This is a genomic window from Chloracidobacterium validum, assembly GCF_018304825.1.
Classification (GTDB): Bacteria; Acidobacteriota; Blastocatellia; order Chloracidobacteriales; family Chloracidobacteriaceae; genus Chloracidobacterium; species Chloracidobacterium validum.
In genome coordinates, this window is record NZ_CP072648.1 from 119,307 (window position 1) to 140,491 (window position 21,185).

A 21,185-nucleotide genomic window follows, 5' to 3' on the forward strand; every position below is an offset into this window, starting at 1 on the left:
GGGATGGCGCTGTTTGGTGTGGGCACAGGCTTGCGTGCCACGGTCGGCCGGACATAAAACTTCAAATCAACCTGGCCAACACTTCAGCTCTCCACCCCGCGGAACGTCTATGCGCGACTTACTCACCGATTTTGAACGCGAGGAAATCGTCTTTGAGCGGCTCGATGCCTGGGCCCACACCTCACCGGATGCCGTGTACTTCTATTACGGTGAAGATGACCGCGCGCTGACCTTTGGCGAAGTGGCGGACATCACCGACCGGATTGCCGGAAACCTGACCCGCCTGGGCATCGGACGGGGCAGCCGGGTATCAGTACTCCTGCACAATCCGCTGGTAACGACGCTGGCGATGTTTGGCATCTGGAAAGCCGGCGCGGTCTTTTGTCCGATCAACTATACCTTCACCGGAAAGCTGCTTGCCTACACGCTCAACGATACGCAACCGGACTTGTTGCTGACCGAGCCAGGAATAATCCCGCGCTTGGCGGAAATCACCGCCGAACTGGCGCGGCCGCCGCGGGCCGTGGTGTATGACGCGCCGGACACCGCTCACGACCACGTGCCACCGTCCGAGCGTGTGCCGCTGCCGTCCGAGTTTCCGGCCTTGGACTGGGCGGAATTACTGGCCCCGGCCCCGCGCCCGGACCTAACCGTTCGGTACACCGATCCGGCCAGCATCGTCTATACCTCGGGAACCACTGGGCCGTCCAAGGGGGTCATCCTGCCCTTCCGCTGTCTGAACCAGTATTGCTTCCTGGCGCGCAAGTTGTTGACCCGCGAGGATGTCATCTACTGCGACCTGCCGATGTATCACATTGCCGGGGCTTTTGCGCTCATCGCGCGCGCTGCGTGGGTTGGGTGCGAAGTTGCCGTGTGGAATCGTTTCAGCCCACAGGAGTTCTGGGCGCGAATCGCAAAGCGCGGCGCAACGACGGCCATCTTGCTCGATGTCATGACGCCCTGGTTGATGAAGGCCCCACCACGCGCTGACGACCGCGCCACGCCGTTGGCGAAGGTGCATCTCCAGCCGTTGCCACTCAATCATCAGGAAATCGCGCGCCGCTTCGGATTTGACATTGTCACGACCGGCTTCGGCCAGACGGAGTCTGGCTTGGGGTTGTGCCTGGTCATCGAGGAAATGCCGGAAGGTGAAGGAACGCCACCCGAACACTGGAAAGGCGCGACCCGCGCCCACATCCGCCAAGTCGCCGAACGGTTTGGCGTGCCGGTGGTCGCGGGCGCGGCCGTGACGACCAAAGGGGCCATGGGCCACCCGATGCCCTTTCATGAGGTTGCCATTCTGGACGCCAACGGCTATCCCTGCGCGCCGGGCGAGCTGGGGGAACTCTGTTTTCGTCCCAAAATTCCGGGACTCCTGTTTGACGGCTATCTGGGCAAACCGGAGGCCACCCTCAGAGCCTTTCGCAACCTGTGGTTCCACACGGGCGATGCGGCCTACGTGAGTGCCGACGGTGAATACTTCTTCGTTGACCGACTGGGCGACCGACTCCGGCGACGTGGGGAAAACTTCTCCAGCTATGTTGTCGAAGACCTGCTGCATCAGCACCCAGAGATTGCCTTGTGCGCCGTGTTCCCGATTCCTGCCGTGGAAGGCGATGAGGACGATATTGTGGCGTTTGTCGTCCCAAAGTCGGATGGTGCGCTCACCGAGGCACAGCTTCTGGCGTGGGCGAATGAGCACTTGCCCAAGTTTATGCAACCGCAGTATGTGCGCCTGGTAACGGAGCTACCGCGCACGCTGACCAATAAGGTGGAAAAGTACAAACTGCGCGCAGCCGTCCTGCGTGAGCTAGGGCGAGCGTAAAACACTTTGTTTCCTACTTGGCGACTGTGTTACGAACGAACCGCCGCCAAGGCGCAGCTTGTCCCAGGAAGGTTCATCACATGCCGCAGTCGGATGTTATTGATTACCGTATTGTTGGGGATGATTTGCAGGGCGTGATCATCACCCTTGACCCAAATGAGCAAGTGCTTGCCGAAGCCGGCGTGATGCTCTACATGACGGACGGCATTCAAATGCAGACGACCATGGCGACGGATAGCTCCAAGGGCTTCTTCGGCAATCTGGCCAAGGCCGTTGGGCGCGTATTTTCCGGCGCAGGCTTTTTTATCACGACCTTTACCAACTACGGTCAGGCGCGGGCCGACGTAGCCTTTGCCGCGCCCTATCCCGGCAAGATCATCCCCATCGATCTGGCCAAGTTTGGCGGCGAAGTGCTGTGCCAGAAGGACTCGTTTCTCTGCGCCGCGCGGGGGACGGACATCAGCGTTGGCTTTCAGCAGCGACTTGGCGCAGGCTTTTTTGGCGGTGAAGGCTTTATTCTCCAGCGCCTGCAAGGTGACGGATTAGCCTTCATTCACGCCGGCGGGGCCATTATCTCCCACACGTTACGGCCAGGCGAAACCCTGCGCGTGGATACCGGCTGCGTCGTGGCTTTCCAGCCGTCGGTGCAGTTCAATATCCAGTTTGTGGGTGGCTTCAAAAATGCCCTGTTCGGCGGTGAAGGGTTGTTTTTGGCGTCATTGACAGGTCCCGGCTACGTCATGCTCCAGACGCTACCGTTTAGCCGACTCGTCGGACGAATTGCCACGACCTTGCCACGCGCTGGCAGCACGTCGAGCAGCCTGTTTGGCGACGACAACTAAGGACGCCAACGAAGTTAGCGCGCCTTTCAGGACTGAGTGCTGGTTGACTGGGGAGCCGGGGTCTCGGCAGCTTGGGCCGGAGTCTGGTCGAGCGGCTTCAGGTTCTGGTCGTCAAATGCCGCCGGCAGCAGCGCCGCCAGCGACCACTCGCCCGTTACACCCTGTGGGTTGGTGCTGACGATGCGGATGTCGCCGCAGAATTCCCACAAGACCTGTCGGCAGGCGCCGCACGGCGGCGTTGGGGTCGCGGCATCAGCGGCAATGACAACCGCGCGGAAAGCCCGCTCGCCTTCGGAAAGCGCCTTGAACAGCGCCACGCGCTCGGCGCAGACCGTGAGTCCAAACGAGGCGTTTTCAATGTTGCAGCCGGTGTAAAAGCGTCCGTCGCGCGTTTGAATGACCGCCCCAACGGAAAACTTTGAATAAGGCGCATGCGCGTGCCGCCGCGCTGCCTGTGCGGCGGCAATCAGTGCCGCATCGCTGAGGTTCGTTTTCGGCTCTGGCTTGACCGGGTCGGTCGTGGCTGATTCAGTCATGATGGTGGGCGCAGGAGCTTGCTGGCGATTACCTCGCGCACGGCGCGGGCAGCCTCAGCCGTTACTTCCTTCAAATCGCGGTCATTGGCTGAAAAGTACATTGGCGGGTGAAAGTGAACCCTGATTTTGCCTGGCCGGGGGAGCTTGCGGTACATGCTCCACGCTTCAAATCCGCCGTTGAGCGTGACCGGCACAATCGGCACCTGCATTTTGACAGCAATTCGAAAGGCCCCGGCTTTGAAATCCTGTAGGTCGCCGTGGGGTGTCCGTCCGCCTTCGGGGAAAATCATGACAATCTGGCCAGCGCGAAGCAGGTCTTGTGTGATCTTGAGCGCGCGTTTGTCGAATGGCTTGTCGTGGTCAACTGGAAAGCACTGGAAATAGCGCAGGAACGGACGTAAGTACGACACCCGAAAGACACGGCTCCAGGTCATGAAATGAATCGGACGGCGAATCGGCAGCCCAATCCAAAACGGGTCGGCGTAAGCCTGATGATTCGGCGCTAACAGCACGGGGCCGGTCTTCGGCACATGCTCGACGCCGGCGTACGTCATCCGAAAGAATGGGTGGAGCGCCAACCGCAAGGCCGGACGGGTCATATAGACGATAGTGCGCTGATGGAAATTCATGGCTTGTTTGGAGCCAGCAGTCATCCACCGCAACGGCATGCGCAACGCCCCCGCCAAGCTCGGCGAGGGCGTGAGCAATAATCCGACGCTGTGAACAGGCAGTGCTGCGGAAACCGTGTAAGCGTCTATTCACCTCGGACGCCCAGCGCCCGCGCGATGTTGAGGCGTCCACCCGTTACCAGTCGCCCGTCGAGTGCAGCAACCGGTGTTACCGAGCGGAGCAGTTGGGCTTTGAGCTGCTTGACCGACTGCTTTGGGTCCCGCGCCAGCACCAGGGCCGCTGCCCCGGCGACGTAGGGCGTTGCCATCGAAGTGCCTGAGAAGTGCTTGTAGCCTTGCCCGAAGATGTGGACGGGGACCGTGCTGTACACATCCACACCCGGCGCGGCCAGGTGAACCGTTTTCGTGCCATAACAGGAAAACGACGCCAGTGTGTCATTGGGCGCGAGTGCTGCAACCGAAAGCACATTGGCGACGTTGTAGGAAGCTGGGTAGTGTGGCACTCGGTCATTGTTGGTCCCGCTGTTGCCGGCGGCTGCCACGAAGAGGATGTCGTTCGCATTCGCCGTGCGGATGGCGTCTTCCAGTGCCCGCGAGTAGCCGCCGCCACCCCAGCTATTCGAGAGCACGCGCAGGTTGACACCACGCTGCTTCATTGCAATCGCGTAATCAATGCACTCCAGGGCGTCGTTGAGCGTGCCGCGCCCATTGGCATCAAGAAACTTCAGCGCCATGATGCGGACATCCCAGTTGACGCCGGCAATCCCGGCCCCGTTGTCACCTTTTGCGCCGATGACGCCCGCGCAGTGTGTGCCATGACCGTTGTCATCCATGGGATTGCCGCTGTTACCCACGGCGCTATAGCCATAGTAATCGTCCACGATGCCATTGCCGTCATCGTCAATCCCGTTGTTGGGGATTTCACGCTCGTTGACCCACATGTTGTCGGCAAGGTCTTCGTGCAGGTAGTCAACGCCTGTGTCAATCACCGCCACGACGACATCACGGTTGCCGGTGGTGACATCCCAGGCCGCGAGCACGGCCGAGTCCACGCCAGGAATCCCCGGACGCCCACCTTTGATGGGCTGCCCATCGTTGAAGTGTCCCCATTGCTCGGCGAAGCCGGGATCGTCGGGCCGCGTGTCGCCAATTTTGTACACGTAGTTCGGTTCGACATACTCCACGCCCGGATGCTTCCGTAGGCGCTCCAGAAAAGCGTCGGTCGCGCCGGCTTCGCTTTCCGGGTACATGCCAAAGGCGAACTGAGGGAGATTGGGGTAGCGATATGGATTGCGAACGTTCATCTGCTCAAGCATCTGCATGATCAGGCTGGGCTTGGCGGTTCGCTTGTATTTGACGATGAAGCCATAGCTTTCGGGGCGTTCCGCAACGGTTGCCGCCGAAGGCGGCTGGCTCGGCTTGACTTCGACTCGGCAAGATTTTATGCCACGCGGCTTCGGCGCTGGCAGGCGGCGCATCAGGCCAATCCCGCCAGCCGCTGCAATGACCGCGCAGCCAAGGGCAAGATGCTTGAGTGTAGATGGACGCATGACGTGATCTCCCATGGCGGAATGACAGCCGCGTAGCATCGAACGCAGCCCGTAATGGTAGAAAAAACGCTACACCTTCGTCGGCGCGACGGCAAGCGGGTCGTGGTAAGCCTCGGCGGATTGGCCGGCGTGAAAGCAGGTGCGGCCAGGCTTGTCAGACACCGCGCATCTCAGCCGGCCAAATGAGCTTGTGTAACTGCGCCTGAAACCGAACCTGAAGACCGTCGGCTAACAGACGCTCAACGATGGGTTGCCGCTCGACGCCATGCACTGTTGAAAACAGGACGTTCGTCCGCTGCTCCAGCCGGTAAATGCGGAGGATTTCGCGTGCCCAAAAGTAATCCGACAGGTCGGCGAGCACAAACTTGACCTCGTCGCGCCGGGTGATGTAGTCCAGATTTGACCACAGGTTTTTTTCCACCATGCCGCTGCCGGGGCACTTGATGTCGAGGATTTTGACGATCCGTGGGTCAAGTGCGGAGACATCCCGGTGTCCGCCGGTTTCAATCAGCACCGTGTAGCCTTCGTCGAGTAACTTTTCGGCAAGTTCGTGAATGTCTTTTTGCAGCAGTGGCTCACCGCCGGTGAGTTCGACGAGGCGGGTCGGGTAGGCATGCACCCGTTCCAGAATCGCTTCGACCGACATGTGCGTTCCGCCGGTGAAGGTGTATTCCGAGTCACACCACGTACACCGGAGGTCGCAGCCGGTCGTGCGCACAAACGCGCAGGGCAGTCCGGCATAGCTGGATTCCCCTTGGATGCTGAAGAAAATCTCGGTAACGCGCATGGGGAAAACGGCTCACTCCGAAAGCAAAGCTGACTCAGACAATCGGCTACTTCAGCACTATCGTTTCACGGATTGAGCTTCCTGAAATGTACGCCAGCATGCCACGTAGGTGCGCCAGTCCCATCATCCACCGGAAGCCAACGGCATGCTTGACTGCGGCGAGCACCAAGCGAAGTATCTCTGCCGTTGAACGACGGCGACGATTGGAGGCTTCGTCACAGAGGATGGCGCACAGGCCATCCGCCAGCCCGATGGCGACAAACAGCACCAGGAGCGCCACGAGTTCGCTGAAGGTGAAGCCCCCGGCAAGGGCCGCAATGTCCACCAACAGGATGGCGAACCATTCCCAGATAGGCGCGGCGATAGATGCGACAATAAAAATCGGTAGCGCCACCCGCGCGCGCCAGTCACCCTGCCCGCCAAATGTCAGGCCCAGATGGCGGACGATGACGCCAAAGGTTTCCCGCGTGGCAACGGCCCGTGCCGTCATGGCGCTATCCAGGGAGCTGGCAGGTGGAATGCGGGCCATGACTTCCGGCAAAAACAAGACCCTCCGCGTTTCTTCCTGTTTGCGCGCGGCGTAAGCCGTCAACAACAGGTCGAGCGTATCGGCTGCGCGTCCGGTTCGGTAGCCACCCGCTGCCACAATCTCAGTTTTCTTCAGGAGCGACACCACACCGGGCAGCAGCGCCATGTTTCCAACCCCGGCGCGGAGAAACCACTGGGCGTGAAACTGGGCCGCCCGGTCAACGCGTTGCAGGTCATCGAGCGGACGCGACGCCGGCGCGGTGCTCACCAACCGCTGCGTCATCACGTAAGACGGCGCGATACCATCGGCCGATAAACGGATGTCGGAGCTGCTTGGCGTCGAGGTGTCGCCTGGAAACTCGGCCAGGCAGCTCACCGCGACGGTTTGCGCTACCTCCTCGATAAAGCCTCTGGCAAGTTCAATGAGGGCGTCGGGGTCAAGGGTAACTTGCGCGTCGAGTGCGCAGATGAGCGGGTAGCGTGAGAGGTTGAGTCCGCAGTTGAGGGAATCTTCCCGTCCGGTTTCCGGTTTGGCGACAACTGTCAGATTGGCATGCTTGGCCGAGGCGTAAAGCGTCGGCTCGGCCTTCATGGGGACGCTTTGCTGAATGATGCGTGAGGTTGGGTGGAGTAAAAATGCTTCTTGCAGGCAAGCCTGCGTGCCATCCGTCACCCCATCGTTGACGACAATCACCTCGAAGCGTGGGTAGTCCAGCACCAGCAGGCGATCAATGGTTTCAACGGCTTGTTCCCGCCCTCCGGACAGCCACAGCACAATCGAAATCGGTCGAATCCGTTCGGAATTTGGTAGCGTCCACTCCATTTCAACGGCGCGCCGTTTCCGCCGCCGCCAGATTTCAACCAGCGAGCTGCCCATCGCCACGAGGCGAAGCCCCAGCGCCACCAAACTGGCTAGCACCAGTGCGGTCGCTCCACTTTTGAAACCGAGTTGAAACTCGAATCCAATCCCGCCCGGCGCGGCAACCACGAAGAAGGCCAGAAATGGCAGTATCCACCAAGTGAGGAGTAAGATGGCGAGCGCCTGCCCCAGCCGGGTTGGTGACGTGGTGGATGCCGTGGATGGACGTGTGACCGAGGAAACTGGCGGAGCGTCAAAAATCACAAGGTAACTCCTGCCGGCGCGGGAAACACCTGGCCAACGGCTTCTTCGCTCACTTGCCATAAGCGCGTCTGCGCCACTTGGTCTGTTGCGGCGGCGCTGGCGGGCGTGACGCGGCAGCGTTCAAAGTACTTGCCACTGACCCCTTCCACGTCGGTCGAGGTTGCCAAGTACAGCGAGGTCTCGGCGCCGCGCGCCGGAGAAATTCCCACCGCCCATTTGAGTGCTTTGGCCGTCAGCCGAAACCATCCGGTCGTGTTATCGGCAAAGTTTGACGCCACACCGCCCGGATGCAGGCTATTGGAAGTCACGCCCGTGCCTTCCAACCGCCGAGCTAGCATGTGGCTGAACAAAATGTTCATGAGCTTTGATTGCCCATAGGCCGTCATGGCGGCGTAGGGCTTCCTCTCAAACTGAAGATCAGCGAAATCTACCCCGGAAACAAAGCGGTGCGCGGTTGAGCTGACATTGACAATCCGGGCGGGTGCGCTGGCGGTCAGGCGGTCGAGAAGCAGGTTGGTCAGCAAAAAATACGACAGGTGGTTGAGCGCAAAGGTTTGCTCGAATCCGTCGGGCGTGACGCGCCGCGTGTCAAAGATCGCCCCAGCATTGTTGACCAGAACATCCAGCCGGGCATGGCGCGCGCAAAACTCCGCCGCCACGCGCCGGATGTCATCCAGGCGCGACAGATCGGCCGTCAGGGCTGTGATGTCGGGGTTGCCGGTGTCGGCGCAGAGTTCCTGGGCAACATCCGCACACTTTTGATGGTTGCGTCCGACCAAAACAACGGCGAGTCCGGCCCGCGCCAACCCGCGCACCGTTTCCTTGCCGATGCCAGCCGTGCCCCCGGTCACAAGCGCAATTCGTTTCATGTTTCAGTTGATGGCAACAAATTTAGTATGGTTAGGTTATCTAAGAAACTCCATCCGTCGTCAATTATTCTGTGTTTTTTAGACTGAAAACAAACGTCATTGGCGGCTGGCAGGTCGTGAGTGATGGTTAGGTCAGCAGGATCAGTCCCATGCGTTTGGTTGCGCGTCCGTGGACACTGGAACTCAAAGCGCCGTTTACCCTGGCGGTTGGCAGCCGGACGACCACCCCGGCCGTGCTCGTGGAGCTGCACCATGGCGGGTTGATTGGCTACGGTGAAGTTGCCCTGCCGCCGTACTTGGGATGGACACCATCCGGCGTCTGCGAGGCGTTGAGCCGGATTGACTGGGCAGACGATGCCGACCCCCTAAACCTGGATGCCCGGCTGGCGACGGCTGCCGCCGCAGTGGGCGAGCTGCCGCCCGCGCTGGCTGCGGTGGACATCGCGCTCCATGACTTGTTTGGCAAGGTCATCGGACGGCCGCTCTACGTGCTCTGGGGATTTGATCTGGCGCGGATTCCGGCGACGTCGTTGACCCTGGGACTGGATACGCCCGAAGCCCTTCGACGCAAGGCATCACAGGCAACTGACTATCGAATTCTCAAGCTCAAGCTGGGTGGGGCTGATGACCGGGCGCTGGTGCAGGCTGTGCGCGACGTGACTGACCGACCGCTTTCCGTGGATGCCAATCAGGGTTGGCAGGACCGCGTGGCGGCGCTGGATTTCATCGGCTGGTTGGCTGAACAAAACGTCCTGTTCGTTGAACAGCCGTTTTCGGCCGCGCGGGTCGCCGATCATGCCTGGCTGACCGAGCGCAGCCCACTGCCGATTATTGGCGATGAGGCCATTCGGACGCTGTCGGATGTCGTTCGCGCGCCGGGGGTTTACCACGGTGTCAATGTCAAGCTGGCCAAGTGCGGCGGGTTACGCGCCGCCCAGGCCATATTGACGACGGCGCGGGCGCTTGGGCTGCGAACCCTCCTGGGGTGCATGACTGAAACATCCTGCGCGATTTCCGCTGCCGTCCAGCTTTCGCCGCTTGCCGACTGGGCTGATTTGGATGGCGCGGCGCTCATTGCCCACGATCCCTTTGAAGGCGCGCGGTTGGTCAATGGGCGGATGCTGCCCCAGCCCGATCCGGGGATCGGCGCGCATCCCAGAACCAGTCAGTGAGCTCAGTCTGGGTCAGGAAGGCGCGCTGGGCCGCGCGATAGCGCGGAGCATGTCCACATCAATCTCGGCGTCGAGGCTGAGTTCGGTGCCATTGACCGATTGCCCGGCCAGCGACCAGCGTTCATTGGCTTCATAGTCCCGCAGGTCGCCCACGTCCATCACCCGCCCGCGCGTAATATCCGCCGGCGACGCCTGCCAACTGTCGTTGAGGTTGATGGCAATGTCGGCGGTGATTGGCGGAATGCCATTGCCGAAGTCAAGCTTGGCGGACTCAAAAATCAGGTCATAGAAGTGGTTCGTATTGGTGGGAAGCGCTTCATAGGCCGATACTTCTATCTCGTCACATTCGTCGCCGGCAATGGCGTGAAGCGCGCCTAGCAGCAGAATTGTGTTGAGCTTCCGCAGAAAAGCCTTTTCCGGATCATTGCGCCAGCCACCTGATTCGACCAGGACGACGCTCGTTCCCCAGCCTTGCATGGCATCGCCAAAGCTACGCGGCTCATGGGTATCGTCAAAGCGGGCCATGTGGCCGGAAATGTAAGGCGTCAAAAGCTGGACCAGCGCCGCTGCCAGCCGTTTGGCGCGGCGACGGGCGACGTTGTCCTTGCCGGAAGCATCGTGCGCGGGCGCGAGAAACGCCATGGCGGTCAAGCGGCGACTCTCCCCAACTGTGTAGCGTGGGTTTTGGTCGTGTAGGTTGAAGGCGTAGTCCGGGACGAAGGTATCGTGCGTCCGCTTGAGGGTTTGCGCTTCGACCGTCCGCAAGCAACGGGCATCCCGGTTGAGATCAATGCCCTGGGCTGTCCGCCGTTGGAAAACCTCTGCCCCGTCTGGGTTGAGCATTGGAAGGATGCAGACCTGGACTTCCCTGAGCGTCGTATCCAGTGCCGGGTCCTGTCCGAAGTAGTTGAGGGCGCTCAGGATGTCGAGCACGGCCAGGGTGGCGGTCGGTTCGTCGCCGTGCATCTGCGTCCACATCAGAACGCGCCGCCGGCCCTGCCCAACCATCACCCGGTGAATCGGCCGCCCGACGGCTGACCGACCCGCAACATCAACCTTGATGCGCCCGTCTTGAGCCGCGAGGTCTTGCAAGTGAGCCGCCAGCGCCGCCGCCGTCAGGCGGGGCGTGGCTCCCTGAACGACATAACGGTCATAGTGCGCGGCAAGCCGCTCGACAAAGGCGAGGGTTGCCCCGGATAAGCCCGGCATGGCAAGCGCGCTCCAGTCTGGCGCGACCTAGTGTCCCACTATCGGCTAGCGTTCCGCCATGGGGATGTAGTTCGCCTTTTCCGCTCCGGTGTAAAGCGCAAGTGGACGGATGAGCCGGTTGTCACGCAACTGCTCGACCGTATGGGCTACCCAGCCCGCGATGCGGCTGCACGCAAAAATTGGCGTGAACAGGTCTACTGGGATATTGAGCGTGTAAAAGACCGGCGCGGAGAAAAAGTCCACATTGGGATAGAGCTTCTTGCGGTCAAAAGCGAGTTGCTCAATCCGTTCGGCCATTTCGTACCACTTCGTGTTACCAACGTCTTCACCCAACTGCTTGGCAAACTTGCGCAGGACGGTCGCGCGTGGGTCCATCGTGCGATATACCCGATGCCCAAAGCCCATGATCTTCTTCTTATTGGCAAAGAGGTTGTCCACGTAAGCTTCGACTCGGTCGAGTTCCCCAATTTCGAGCAGCATTTCCAGCACGCGCTGGTTGGCCCCGCCGTGGAGCGAGCCGGCCAGTGCGCCAATCGCGCCAGTAACGGCCGCATGGACATCCGACAACGTTGACGCAATCACCCGGGCGGCGAAGGTCGAAGCGTTCAGCTCATGGTCGGCGTGCAGGATCAGGCATACGTCAAACACGCGGGCACTGGACGGATGGGGTTTTTCGCCCGTGAGTCCATAGAGGAAGCTTTCTGCCGTGGAAAGCGATGGGTCTGGTTGGATTGGGTCCAGTCCGCGCCGGATGCGGTCATACGCCGTGGTGAGCGTCGTCATCTGGGCGATGAGGCGCACCGCCTTGCGAACATTGGCCGCATCACTATTGTCGTGTCCGTCCGGATCGTAGGCCGAGAGCGCAGACGTTGCCGTGCGCAGCACTTCCATCGGCGTCGCCGTGGACGGCAACGTTCGCAGCAAGGTGTAGATTTCGGCCGGAACTTCCCGTTCGGTTTGCAGTTGCTTGATAAAGGCGTCCAGTTCAGTTTGCTGGGGTAAAGTGCCGAACAATAAAAAATACGCCGTTTCCTCGAACGTCGAGTTTTCAGCCAAGTCCTGAATATCAATCCCGCGATATGTCAGGCGACCCGCCGCGCCATCAATAAAACAAATGGATGATTGCGCTGCCAACACGCCCTCCAAACCTTTGACAAAGTCCTCGTGCGCCATGTCCGCTCCTTTGGAGATTGAGATTGTAATCTATTCGGCAACCCTGCCGTCATATCTCGAAACTCAACCCGGCCGAAGGGGGATTCCTGTATAAATAAACGTTTCTGGTGGCGGGCTGGTACCGAAGTGTACGAACCATAACAAAGCCTCATGCCGCCGGTCAACGCGCCGGTGGGAGCGCCGAGGTGGCTTGCCCGGCAAGCACTTCTTCCGGTCGGGCGGTCGCCGTGCCCAGTTTGCCTACCACCACACCGGCGGCGCGGTTGGCGATGTGGGCGGATTGGGGCAGGGTGAGTCCGGCACTCAGCCCAAGGGCGAGCGCCGCCAGAACCGTGTCGCCGGCACCGGTCACATCATAGACTTCGCGCGCGGCGGCCGGGATGTGCTGCATCTGCCCCGTGGCTTCATAGAGCGTCATGCCCGCTTCGCCACGTGTAACGAGCACATGAGCTGCGCCAATCATGGCGGAAAGGCATCGGCAGGCCGCTTCCAGTGACGCCTCGTCCGTGATCGGTAGTTGAGCAATGGCCGCGGCTTCGAGGTGGTTGGGCGTCACGACCGTGACCGGTTGATAAGCGGTGAAGCGGGCCGGCTTCGGATCAAGTGCCACCGGCAGACCACGCTGGCGCGCGCGCGTCAGCACCTGCCGCAAAAGATTCGGCGTGAGCGCGCCTTTATCGTAATCTGATACGGCGACGGCGCTCACCTGTGGCAACCAGTCATCAATCCTGGCCAGAAGGTCGGCTTCGATGGCGGTGGAAATGGGTTGCCGGGATTCGCGGTCGAAGCGGGCCAGTTGGTGGGCGTTGACCATCACGCGGGTCTTGCGCGTCGTCGGGCGGCTGGCATCCACGACCAGCCCCTGCCATTCCAGGTGCCAGCGCAGCATGGCGTCGCGGAGGTGCTCGGCGGCAAGGTCGTCGCCAACGACGCCAATCACAAACGGTAGTCCCCCCAGTGAACGGATGTTGGCTGCGACATTTGCCGCGCCACCCAGCGCGTAGCTCTCACGCTCAACTTCGACCACCGGCACGGGCGCTTCTGGCGCGATGCGGTTGGCGCGTCCCCAAAAGAACTCGTCGAGCATCACGTCCCCTAGGACGAGGATGCGCTGCCCATTCAGCGCGGCTAGGGCTGATTCATATTCAGGGTAGGTCGGCCAAGGTGGTTTCGGGAGCATCTGGGAAGTCGGCGAGCGCAAGCGGTTGATGTGACGCCGGCAGCGCCGGTACGCTCAATGGCTTAGTGTGACGAAGACCGCGAAGGGTCGTCAATGGTGGCGTTTGTAGAGTTCACGCGCCGTTTGACCGAGTCCACCGGCCTATTTGGTGGCGCAGACCCGGTTCTTGTCGTTCGCAGGTGGCTTGGGTAGTCTCTGCGGGCGAAATTTCTAAAGGTGGGAAGGTCTGATGAAACCGTTTGCGTTGCCGCGGTTTTCACGGCGGCATTTTCTACACGTTTTGGCGACCTGCTCGCCGTTCCTGGCATTGGCGCGCTCAGTGGCTGGACGCCCGGTTGCCGGTAAGGTCGTCGTGATTGGCGCGGGCATGGCCGGTCTCGCCGCGGGCCGCGCGCTGGCGGATGCCGGAGTTGAGGTCAAGGTGCTCGAAGCGCGGGACTATATCGGCGGACGCATTCACACCGATCGGTCGCTGGGCTTCCCATTTGATTTGGGCGCGGCTTGGATTCACGGCCCGGAGGGCAACCCGATTACCGAGTTGGCAACCAAGGCCAAGGGACGGATGTTTGTGACCGATGATGAAAGCGTTTTGATGTATGACAGCCGTGGCCAGGTTGTGGATGGTCCGTCCATGACCAAGGGCGAGCGGCGCTACCGCGATTTGGTCAAGCGACTCGAAGCTGACGCGCCAAAGCAAACTCGTGATGAGAGCGTCGCGCTGGCGCTGCGCCGAATCGCGCCGGAAGCCCTGGCTGATCCGCTGATGCGGTACTTTCTATCGGCCTACATGGAGTTTGACAGTGGCGGGAGCATCGAACGCCTTTCCGCTGCCGAATGGCAGAATGATGAGAAATATCCCGGCAAGGATGTCTTGATGATTGACGGCTACGATGCCGTGACGAACTGGCTGGCCCAGGGTCTTGATATCCAAACCGAAACAATAGTGGCGAGTATCGCCTACGACGACGAGCACGTGAGCGTGACCGACACGCATGGCGAAACCTATGAAGCCGACGCTGCCATTGTGACATTGCCGTTGGGCGTCTTGCAGTCCGGCGGCGTCACGTTTTCACCCGGCCTCCCGGCCCGCAAGCGTGAGGCGATAGCCCGGGTCAGGGTCGGCGTCGTCAACAAGGTTTGTCTGGTGTTTGGCCAGCCCCACTGGGATGTGAAAACCCAATACTTTGGCTTTCAGTCGAGCGTGATGGGAAAGTATAACTACTTCCTCAACACCCGTACGTTCTGCGATGTCAACGCCCTTGTCACCTTTGCCTTTGACAGCTACGGGCGGACCTTTGAGCAGCAATCAGACGCCCAGATTACGGACGACGTGATGGCGACGCTACGGACGATGTTTGGCGATGTGCCAGCGCCGGAGCGGGTTCTCGTCACGCGCTGGGGAAGCGATGCGTTTGCGCGTGGGGCCTATTCGTTTGCTTCCGTTGGAGCGACGCGCCAGGACTTCGAGTCCTTGGCCGCGCCGGTTGGCAAGCGCTTGCGCTTTGCCGGAGAGCACACGTCGGCGGCCTATCGCGGGACGGTTCATGGGGCCTATCTCTCCGGCTTGCGTGAAGCCACCCGCATCAAACAGTTGTTGAGCGCCTGAGCAGTTGTTGAGCGCCTGAGTGGTCGCAACGGGCTTACCGGTCGGCCTCGCCGTTGGTCACCAAGCGTTCGAGGCTGGCAACGCCAGAAACATTACGGATGGCGCGCATGACGCGCGACAGGTGCTTGGCGTCATGCACGTCGAGCGTGATGGTAATGCGCCCAAATCCATCCGAGCCAACATGCGCATGGGATTCGCGGATGTTGGTTTTGATTTCCGCCACGGCGGTGATCACGTTGGCGAGGATACCGGGACGGTTTTCCGTGGTGGCCGACAAGGTGACGGGATAGGTGGTCGTTCCTTCAGTTTCGATGACCCAGTCCACATCAATCATGCGTTCCCGGTTGATCATCAGGTTGGCCGCATTGGTACAGTCAGCCCGATGAATGGCTACCCCCTTGCCGCGGGTAATGTAGCCGATGATCTTTTCGCCCCGAATGGGCGAGCAACAGCGCGCCCGAAACACGAGCACTTCATCAATCCCACGCACTTGAATGCGGTCTGGGCCAAGACGCAGGTACTTCTTGACGAGGCGACTGACTTTGGCGAGTCCGTTGGCGGGGGTACGGGCGTCGAGTTCGGTCAGTTTGGACGGCGGCACGAATTTGACCAGCACATGCCGCGCTTCGAGCTTCCCGTAACCAACGGCGGCAATGAGGTCTTCGTCGCGCTGGTAGCCATGATCCTGGGCAACCCGATTGAGTTCGCCAGCTTCAAGTAACTTCCGCAGGTTGAGCTTGAGGCGGTCGGCTTCGCGTTCGAGCGACTTGCGGCCAATTTCGAGTGACCGCTGGCGTTCGGTTTCAACCAAATAGCGCCGGATTTTGTTGCGCGCGCGGGCCGTTTTGACCAGCTTGAGCCAGTCGCGGTTCGGTTTGCCATTTGGCGAAGTCAAGATCTCGACGACATCGCCGTTTTTGAGTTCGTATGAGAGCTTGACGATATTGCCGTTGACCTTGGCGCCGACACATTGTTGTCCGACATCGCTGTGGATGGCATAGGCGAAATCAATCGGACACGAGCCACGCGGCAACTCGAGTACTTTGCCCCTGGGCGTGTAGGTGTAAACCTCATTGGGGTAAAGGTTGATTTTCAGCTCGTCGAGAAACTCGCGTGAGTCAGAAACTTCCTGCTGCCACTCGACTAGGCGTTTGAGCCAGGCGTAGGCTTCGTGATCCTCCTTGACGGCAGAGCGCCCTTCTTTGTAGCGCCAGTGCGCCGCAATGCCTTCTTCGGCGATTTTGTGCATTTCGGCCGTCCGAATTTGCACCTCGAAAGCGTGCCCAATATCGCCGACAACCGAGGTGTGGAGCGATTGGTACAGGTTATTGCGTGGAATGCCAATCCAGTCCTTGAATCGCCCAGGAACGGGTTTCCAGATGTTGTGAACCACGCCGACGGCCGCGTAGCAGTCAGCAATATCCTGCGTGATGACCCGCACGGCCATCAGGTCATAGACTTGGTCAATCGAGATCGCTTGCTGCTTGAGTTTGCGGTAAAGGCTGTAAAGCCGCTTGATGCGCCCCTGGATTTCGACGACCTTGACGTTGTGTTCGGGGAGCTTTTCCTGGAGCGTGGCACGGACGTGCGCTAGGTCGGCTTCGAGCGCCGGACGCCGCTGATCCACGATGGATTTCAGGTGACGGTAGTCATCCGGGTAAAGATATTGAAAGCTGAGGTCTTCGAGTTCGCCACGGATCTTCCCCATCCCCAGGCGGTGGGCAATCGGAGCGTAGATGTCGAGCGTTTCCTGGGCTTTCGCCGCACGTTTTTCCGGCGGCATGTGGTCGAGCGTCCGCATGTTGTGCAGACGGTCAGCCAACTTGACCAGCACGACCCGGATGTCATCCACCATCGCCAGGAGCATCTTGCGGACGGTTTCAGCCTGGCGGTCTTCGCGCGAGGTGTACTCGATGTTGGAAATTTTGGTGAGCCCGTCCACCAGATGCGCAATTTCAGAACCGAACTGAGCCTTGAGTTCATCCAGTGTGACGTGGGTATCTTCGACGACATCATGAAGCAGTCCCGTCGTCACGCAGATGACATCCAGGCGCATTTCAGCCAGGATATAAGCCACGGTGAGGGGGTGCATGAGGTATGGCTCGCCGGACTTACGCACTTGGCCCTTGTGCATTTGCGCCGACAGCAAGTAGGCCCGGCGTAGCAGGTCGAGGTCGGCGTTTGGGTGGTAGCGCTCGATTTTTTCGGCAATGTCTTCAAATCGAATCACGGTCGTGCGCCTCGCGGAGTGTCTCAGCACTCGGCAACAATTGGGGACATCACTATAACGCGCCGCGCAAAAATTAGCTGTATGATTTACCTATCAACTTGGGAGATCGCGGATGGCTGGCAGAGCGATACGATACTGGATGGTCTGGGTTGGTTTTCTTCTGGTTGGCGGCAGTGGTCTGGCTGGACTTCCAGTTGGTGTCCAGGCCCAGGAAGACATTGTCCTGCGAAGCAACCTCGTGACCGTCGAAGTCACCGTTACGGATCCCCAAGGTCGCCCCATTGCCGGCCTGCGCCCGGATGACTTTCTGCTCTACGAAGATGATCAGCCACGCCGGATTGAGTTTTTTCAAGCCAACGGCGAGCGGGCCCTGCGACCACTCGCCGTGGTTTTTGCCTTCGATGTCTCTGGGAGCGTGACGCCCGAAGAAGCCGCACTCCAGCGGCGGGCGCTCGAAGCCTTCCTGGTGGAACGCCATCCCGACTCGATGTTCGCGCTGGTGACCTTCAACAACGAGGTGCGGGTTCTCGAAGGTTTTACCAAGGACACCTCCAAACTGTTGTCCAAGCTGGACCGCTTCAAGAATTTTGGCGGCTCGACCCGCCTGTTTGACGCGCTGGATCGGTCGGTCACGCTCTTGAGAAAAGTTCCCAGGCAACGCAACGGACGTCTGCTGCGGCGGTTGATCGTCGTGTTGACGGATGGTTTCGACAGCGCCAGTAACGTCAATCTGGATGACTTGCTGCGCCGGGTCAATGAACAGGAAGTGACTGTTTACAGCGTCACCGCGCCGTCCTACACCTTGACCGTGGCCGGCCGCATGCGCGTGCCGACGCCGCTCGACGCCACCCGTCTCATTTCGCTGACGGGCGGCCGAGACTTTCCCATGACGCCAGGAAAAGATTACAGTGACTCGTTTCGCGCCATCGCCAAGGACGCCGCAACCAGCTACACCCTGGCCTATGAGCCAGGCGATACCCCGGCCGGGCGAACTGGCTTTCGTCGGATTTCAGTCCGGTTGCGCCAGTTGGAAGCCAGGGTCCGCACCAGCCGTGAAGGCTACTACGTGCAGCCATGAGCTGGTGTGGCACTCCAGTTTTTTTCGGTCGCGGAAACTTGGCCTGCCGAAGGTGACACTAGACAAAAAGCGGACGAGTGTTGCCACCCGTCCGCTGCGATTTAGAGTCGTTAGGAAAATCCCAACGGTTCAGCGAAATTCGCCGTTCCAGTCACCCACGATGGGTTGGTCGCCGGCAGATCCAAAGTTGACCAAAAAGTCTGCATTGCCGCTTGTGTTTGAGTTGCGCAGGAAAAAGGCCCCGTTGCGGAAAACACCCACGGAGTCAAACCCTTTGCCGGTCCAATCGCCGGCGACGGGGCGGTCACCAGGCAGGCCATACCTGAACGCGAAATCGGCAACGCCAGAGGTGTTGGTGTTTTTCAGGAAAAACTCACCGTTACGGAACACGCCAACGCTGGTTTTCCCGTCACCATCCCAGTCGCCGACGACAGGCAGGTCTGTCGCTTGACCATAGTTGACGGCGCGGTCAGCTGGGCCGGCCGTGTTGCTATCTCTTAGGAAAAACACGCCGTTGCGGAAGACGCCCACGGAGTCGAAGCCTTTGCCCGTCCAATCCCCAACGACGGGGAGATCACCGGGTGCACCATAGTTGAACGCGACATCGGCGGGGCCGGGTGTGTTGGTGTTTTTGAGGAGGAACTGTGCCGTGGATGGACGGAAAACGCCGATAGTGTCCACTCCGTCGCCGTCCCAATCGCCAGCGATTGGAATATCACCGGGAAGCCCATATGCAAAGGCAGCGTCGGCAGGGCCGGACGTGTTGGTGTTGCGCACGAAAGCAGTCGCTGTCGTTGATCTGTAAACACCAATTTTGGTGACATCGGTGACCAACCGGCTCGCCACAGTCCCCCCGGCTAGCCCAGGAACATCGGGCGAGAACTGCGCCAGCAAGTTCGCGCGGCCGGTCACGAGATCCAAGCTGTAAATCTCGCTTCTCTCGCCTGTGCTCGTAAAGAGCAGTCCACTTCCGCCAAGGACCGGCACATTGCTGGACCGCGTGCGCACGTTCGGTGAAATGTCGAAGCCGTTGATGAAATCAACCGCCAACGGCAGGTTGTTGCTGGTGATGTTGGCCACAAAAAGTTGCGTCCCGGAATTGGGCGGGCTTTGGATGTAAAGGGCGCGACTGACGGCATCGATTGTGTACTGGGTCGTGGCCGTAGCACCACCAAAGGAGTTGGTGTAAGCCGTGGCTGACACCCCGGTTGAACCGGTTGGGAGTCCGTTGATGTTGGCATCGGTTTGCGTGCCAAGTGCGCTCCCATTGCCGTCAATGGGCAATCCATTGTCGGGATTCAGTCGGAAATTAAGTCCACTGTTGGTTGTGACGCGCACGCGATCCACAACCGGATTGAAGTCCATCCCATAACGCCCCGATGGAAGACTGACTGGCGTCGCCCCGTCATCCTGCACGAACGCGACAGCCGATGGGGCGATGGGACTGCAGGCGCCGGTCTTAGGGTCAGCCAAGTACAGCGTACCGTTGTTGGCGCTGCTATTGATGCCTAGCGCATAAAACTGTCCAGTGGCTGGGCGATAGTCAATCCCGACGAGCTGTTCACCGCCAATGACGCCAGAAATCAGGACTTCTTGGGCGAAGGGACTGCCCTGGCTGAATTGAATCAGGCTGGTCCCAGCTTGACTGAGCAAGACGGCAAATTCACCCCCGTCAATCGGCCTGGTCTGAATGGCCAGGCCCTGAACCGGGGTCATCCCGTTACCAACCGGACCGATGAGCCGTGCTGCGCCGGACGGAAGGGCTATTGCATACAGCTGATTGACGCCGTCCACCTGAAGAACAGCAAAAGCCAGGCCGGAGGTAACCGGTGTGCCCGATGAGCTTGTATTGACCCCGTCTGGAACATCGAAACCACCGACGCGGGTGAAGTCGAGAGGGCTTGCATCCACTGTCACAGGAAGCCCAAGGACCTGGGTTCCGCTGTTGGGCGGATTTTGGATGAACATCTGGTCAGTGCCAGGGTCAAGCGTGTATTGCGTGGTGACGGTTGCCAATCCTGCATTGTTGGTGTAGAGCGTGGAATCCACACTCGTCGTGCCGCCATTGATGTTGGCATCGGGCTGGACACCCGGCGCCATCGAGTCGCCATCAATCAACAGCCCCGTATTGGGGTTCATGCGAAAGTTTAGGCCAGTACTGGTCACGATGCGCAGCCGGTCCACCGCCGGGTTGATGTCAATGCCAACCGTTCCGCTCACCGGACGGGGCGTTATCCCGTCGGTGTCAACGAGGCCCTGCGCCGGAGCCAGTGGGGTCGCCACACCGTTTCGGTGACTGATGCAGTAAAGCCGAACCTGTCCGCTGGCATTGACGGCCAAGCCATACATCAGCCCGTTGATTGGGCGGAAATCAATGTCAACCAAGTTCTCACCCATCGCCAACCCAGTAATGGGGATTGGCACGCTCGGGCTGGATGGATTATCGAGACTAAGGGGAATGAGTTGGTTATTTGACAAGGCAAATGCGCCTTTGAGTCCGGTAACGTTGAATGTTCCGGCTGATGCGACGCGCGCGCCAGGTACGGCACGTTCGAGCATCACTTGCGGCGCAAGCGCCCAGCCCAGTAAGGCAATGGCGCTCACAACCAGCAATAGTCTTTGGTTTACGCGCATGTACTACGTCTCCTTATGTAAGATGGAAATGGGAGTTGGCTTGACCTGTCCACAATGTGCCGAGTTCTTCTCGGCAAACCTCTACCTGTCAGAGGTGCAGAAGAGACCCTTACAAGGTTGCGTAGGTGAAACTTTGGCGAACCAATCGTTCACTTTGGCTAAGAGATAATGAACCAAGCTACTTGTCCCGACATTCACTCAATTCAAACCCTAA

The 21,185-nt window shown here is 59.9% G+C and carries 16 protein-coding genes; 5 read left to right on the top strand and 11 right to left on the bottom strand.

Translation table 11 applies throughout. The annotated features are described in order from the left end of the window. The first annotated feature begins 109 nt into the window (after positions 1-109). A complete protein-coding gene (locus J8C06_RS00480; protein ID WP_211428849.1) occupies positions 110-1,825 on the top strand; it encodes an AMP-binding protein in 1,716 nt (571 codons plus the stop codon). A gap of 80 nt (positions 1,826-1,905) precedes the next feature. Further along, positions 1,906-2,667, top strand: a complete 762-nt coding sequence (locus J8C06_RS00485; protein ID WP_211428850.1) for a TIGR00266 family protein — start codon at positions 1,906-1,908, stop codon at positions 2,665-2,667. Positions 2,668-2,693: 26 nt separating this feature from the next. Here J8C06_RS00485 and cdd read toward each other — a convergent pair whose 3' ends face one another. The 6 genes from cdd to J8C06_RS00515 form a co-directional block, all read right to left on the bottom strand. Next, positions 2,694-3,203, bottom strand: a complete 510-nt coding sequence (gene cdd, locus J8C06_RS00490) for a cytidine deaminase (protein ID WP_211428851.1) — start codon at positions 3,201-3,203, stop codon at positions 2,694-2,696. After that, positions 3,200-3,832: a lysophospholipid acyltransferase family protein gene (locus J8C06_RS00495; protein ID WP_211428852.1), complete on the bottom strand. Its 633-nt coding sequence runs from the start codon at positions 3,830-3,832 to the stop codon at positions 3,200-3,202. Before J8C06_RS00495 ends, cdd begins: the two co-directional genes overlap by 4 nt. A gap of 125 nt (positions 3,833-3,957) precedes the next feature. Next, positions 3,958-5,382, bottom strand: a complete 1,425-nt coding sequence (locus tag J8C06_RS00500) for a S8 family serine peptidase (protein WP_211428853.1) — start codon at positions 5,380-5,382, stop codon at positions 3,958-3,960. Between the two features lie 154 nt (positions 5,383-5,536). After that, positions 5,537-6,169, bottom strand: a complete 633-nt coding sequence (locus tag J8C06_RS00505; protein WP_211428854.1) for a radical SAM protein — start codon at positions 6,167-6,169, stop codon at positions 5,537-5,539. Between the two features lie 46 nt (positions 6,170-6,215). Next, entirely contained in the window at positions 6,216-7,820 is a 1,605-nt protein-coding gene (locus J8C06_RS00510; protein ID WP_211428855.1) for a glycosyltransferase, read from the bottom strand. Then, entirely contained in the window at positions 7,817-8,689 is an 873-nt protein-coding gene (locus J8C06_RS00515) for an SDR family oxidoreductase (protein WP_211428856.1), read from the bottom strand. Before J8C06_RS00515 ends, J8C06_RS00510 begins: the two co-directional genes overlap by 4 nt. 149 nt (positions 8,690-8,838) lie before the next feature. Between J8C06_RS00515 and J8C06_RS00520 the strand changes: the two genes are divergently transcribed. After that, positions 8,839-9,861 (top strand): dipeptide epimerase, encoded by a 1,023-nt coding sequence (locus J8C06_RS00520; RefSeq protein WP_211428857.1) that lies wholly within the window; start codon positions 8,839-8,841, stop codon positions 9,859-9,861. A gap of 12 nt (positions 9,862-9,873) precedes the next feature. Here J8C06_RS00520 and J8C06_RS00525 read toward each other — a convergent pair whose 3' ends face one another. The 3 genes from J8C06_RS00525 to rfaE1 form a co-directional block, all read right to left on the bottom strand. Further along, positions 9,874-11,070, bottom strand: coding sequence for a M14 family zinc carboxypeptidase (locus tag J8C06_RS00525; protein WP_211428858.1), 1,197 nt, complete (start codon positions 11,068-11,070; stop codon positions 9,874-9,876). A gap of 45 nt (positions 11,071-11,115) precedes the next feature. Next, positions 11,116-12,243 carry a citrate synthase gene (locus tag J8C06_RS00530; RefSeq protein WP_211428859.1) on the bottom strand — a complete coding sequence of 376 codons (1,128 nt, stop codon included), beginning with the start codon at positions 12,241-12,243 and terminating at the stop codon, positions 11,116-11,118. 160 nt (positions 12,244-12,403) lie between these two features. Next, positions 12,404-13,423, bottom strand: coding sequence for a D-glycero-beta-D-manno-heptose-7-phosphate kinase (rfaE1, locus tag J8C06_RS00535; RefSeq protein WP_211428860.1), 1,020 nt, complete (start codon positions 13,421-13,423; stop codon positions 12,404-12,406). 229 nt (positions 13,424-13,652) lie between these two features. Here rfaE1 and J8C06_RS00540 point away from each other — a divergent pair, with 229 nt between their 5' ends. Next, positions 13,653-15,029 (top strand): FAD-dependent oxidoreductase, encoded by a 1,377-nt coding sequence (locus J8C06_RS00540; RefSeq protein ID WP_211428861.1) that lies wholly within the window; start codon positions 13,653-13,655, stop codon positions 15,027-15,029. 34 nt (positions 15,030-15,063) lie between these two features. Here the strand turns inward: J8C06_RS00540 and J8C06_RS00545 are convergent, their stop codons facing one another. Continuing rightward, complete coding sequence (locus tag J8C06_RS00545) at positions 15,064-17,259, bottom strand: RelA/SpoT family protein (RefSeq protein WP_211428862.1); 2,196 nt, start codon at positions 17,257-17,259, stop codon at positions 15,064-15,066. Between the two features lie 112 nt (positions 17,260-17,371). Between J8C06_RS00545 and J8C06_RS00550 the strand changes: the two genes are divergently transcribed. Continuing rightward, positions 17,372-18,337: a VWA domain-containing protein gene (locus J8C06_RS00550; RefSeq protein ID WP_211428863.1), complete on the top strand. Its 966-nt coding sequence runs from the start codon at positions 17,372-17,374 to the stop codon at positions 18,335-18,337. A gap of 129 nt (positions 18,338-18,466) precedes the next feature. Here J8C06_RS00550 and J8C06_RS00555 read toward each other — a convergent pair whose 3' ends face one another. Beyond that, entirely contained in the window at positions 18,467-20,971 is a 2,505-nt protein-coding gene (locus J8C06_RS00555) for a DUF4394 domain-containing protein (protein ID WP_211428864.1), read from the bottom strand. Positions 20,972-21,185 lie beyond the last annotated feature (214 nt).

Excerpts from the sequence above, each read along its gene's own strand:
- J8C06_RS00555 (WP_211428864.1), bottom strand. The coding sequence starts at position 20,971 with ATGCGCGTAAACCAAAGACTATTGCTGGTTGTGAGCGCCATTGCCTTA.
- J8C06_RS00550 (WP_211428863.1), top strand. The coding sequence starts at position 17,372 with ATGGCTGGCAGAGCGATACGATACTGGATGGTCTGGGTTGGTTTTCTT.
- cdd (WP_211428851.1), bottom strand. The coding sequence starts at position 3,203 with ATGACTGAATCAGCCACGACCGACCCGGTCAAGCCAGAGCCGAAAACG.
- J8C06_RS00480 (WP_211428849.1), top strand. The coding sequence starts at position 110 with ATGCGCGACTTACTCACCGATTTTGAACGCGAGGAAATCGTCTTTGAG.
- J8C06_RS00485 (WP_211428850.1), top strand. The coding sequence starts at position 1,906 with ATGCCGCAGTCGGATGTTATTGATTACCGTATTGTTGGGGATGATTTG.
- J8C06_RS00530 (WP_211428859.1), bottom strand. The coding sequence starts at position 12,243 with ATGGCGCACGAGGACTTTGTCAAAGGTTTGGAGGGCGTGTTGGCAGCG.
- J8C06_RS00500 (WP_211428853.1), bottom strand. The coding sequence starts at position 5,382 with ATGCGTCCATCTACACTCAAGCATCTTGCCCTTGGCTGCGCGGTCATT.
- J8C06_RS00520 (WP_211428857.1), top strand. The coding sequence starts at position 8,839 with ATGCGTTTGGTTGCGCGTCCGTGGACACTGGAACTCAAAGCGCCGTTT.
- J8C06_RS00505 (WP_211428854.1), bottom strand. The coding sequence starts at position 6,169 with ATGCGCGTTACCGAGATTTTCTTCAGCATCCAAGGGGAATCCAGCTAT.
- J8C06_RS00495 (WP_211428852.1), bottom strand. The coding sequence starts at position 3,832 with ATGAATTTCCATCAGCGCACTATCGTCTATATGACCCGTCCGGCCTTG.
- J8C06_RS00525 (WP_211428858.1), bottom strand. The coding sequence starts at position 11,070 with ATGCCGGGCTTATCCGGGGCAACCCTCGCCTTTGTCGAGCGGCTTGCC.
- J8C06_RS00515 (WP_211428856.1), bottom strand. The coding sequence starts at position 8,689 with ATGAAACGAATTGCGCTTGTGACCGGGGGCACGGCTGGCATCGGCAAG.
- rfaE1 (WP_211428860.1), bottom strand. The coding sequence starts at position 13,423 with ATGCTCCCGAAACCACCTTGGCCGACCTACCCTGAATATGAATCAGCC.
- J8C06_RS00540 (WP_211428861.1), top strand. The coding sequence starts at position 13,653 with ATGAAACCGTTTGCGTTGCCGCGGTTTTCACGGCGGCATTTTCTACAC.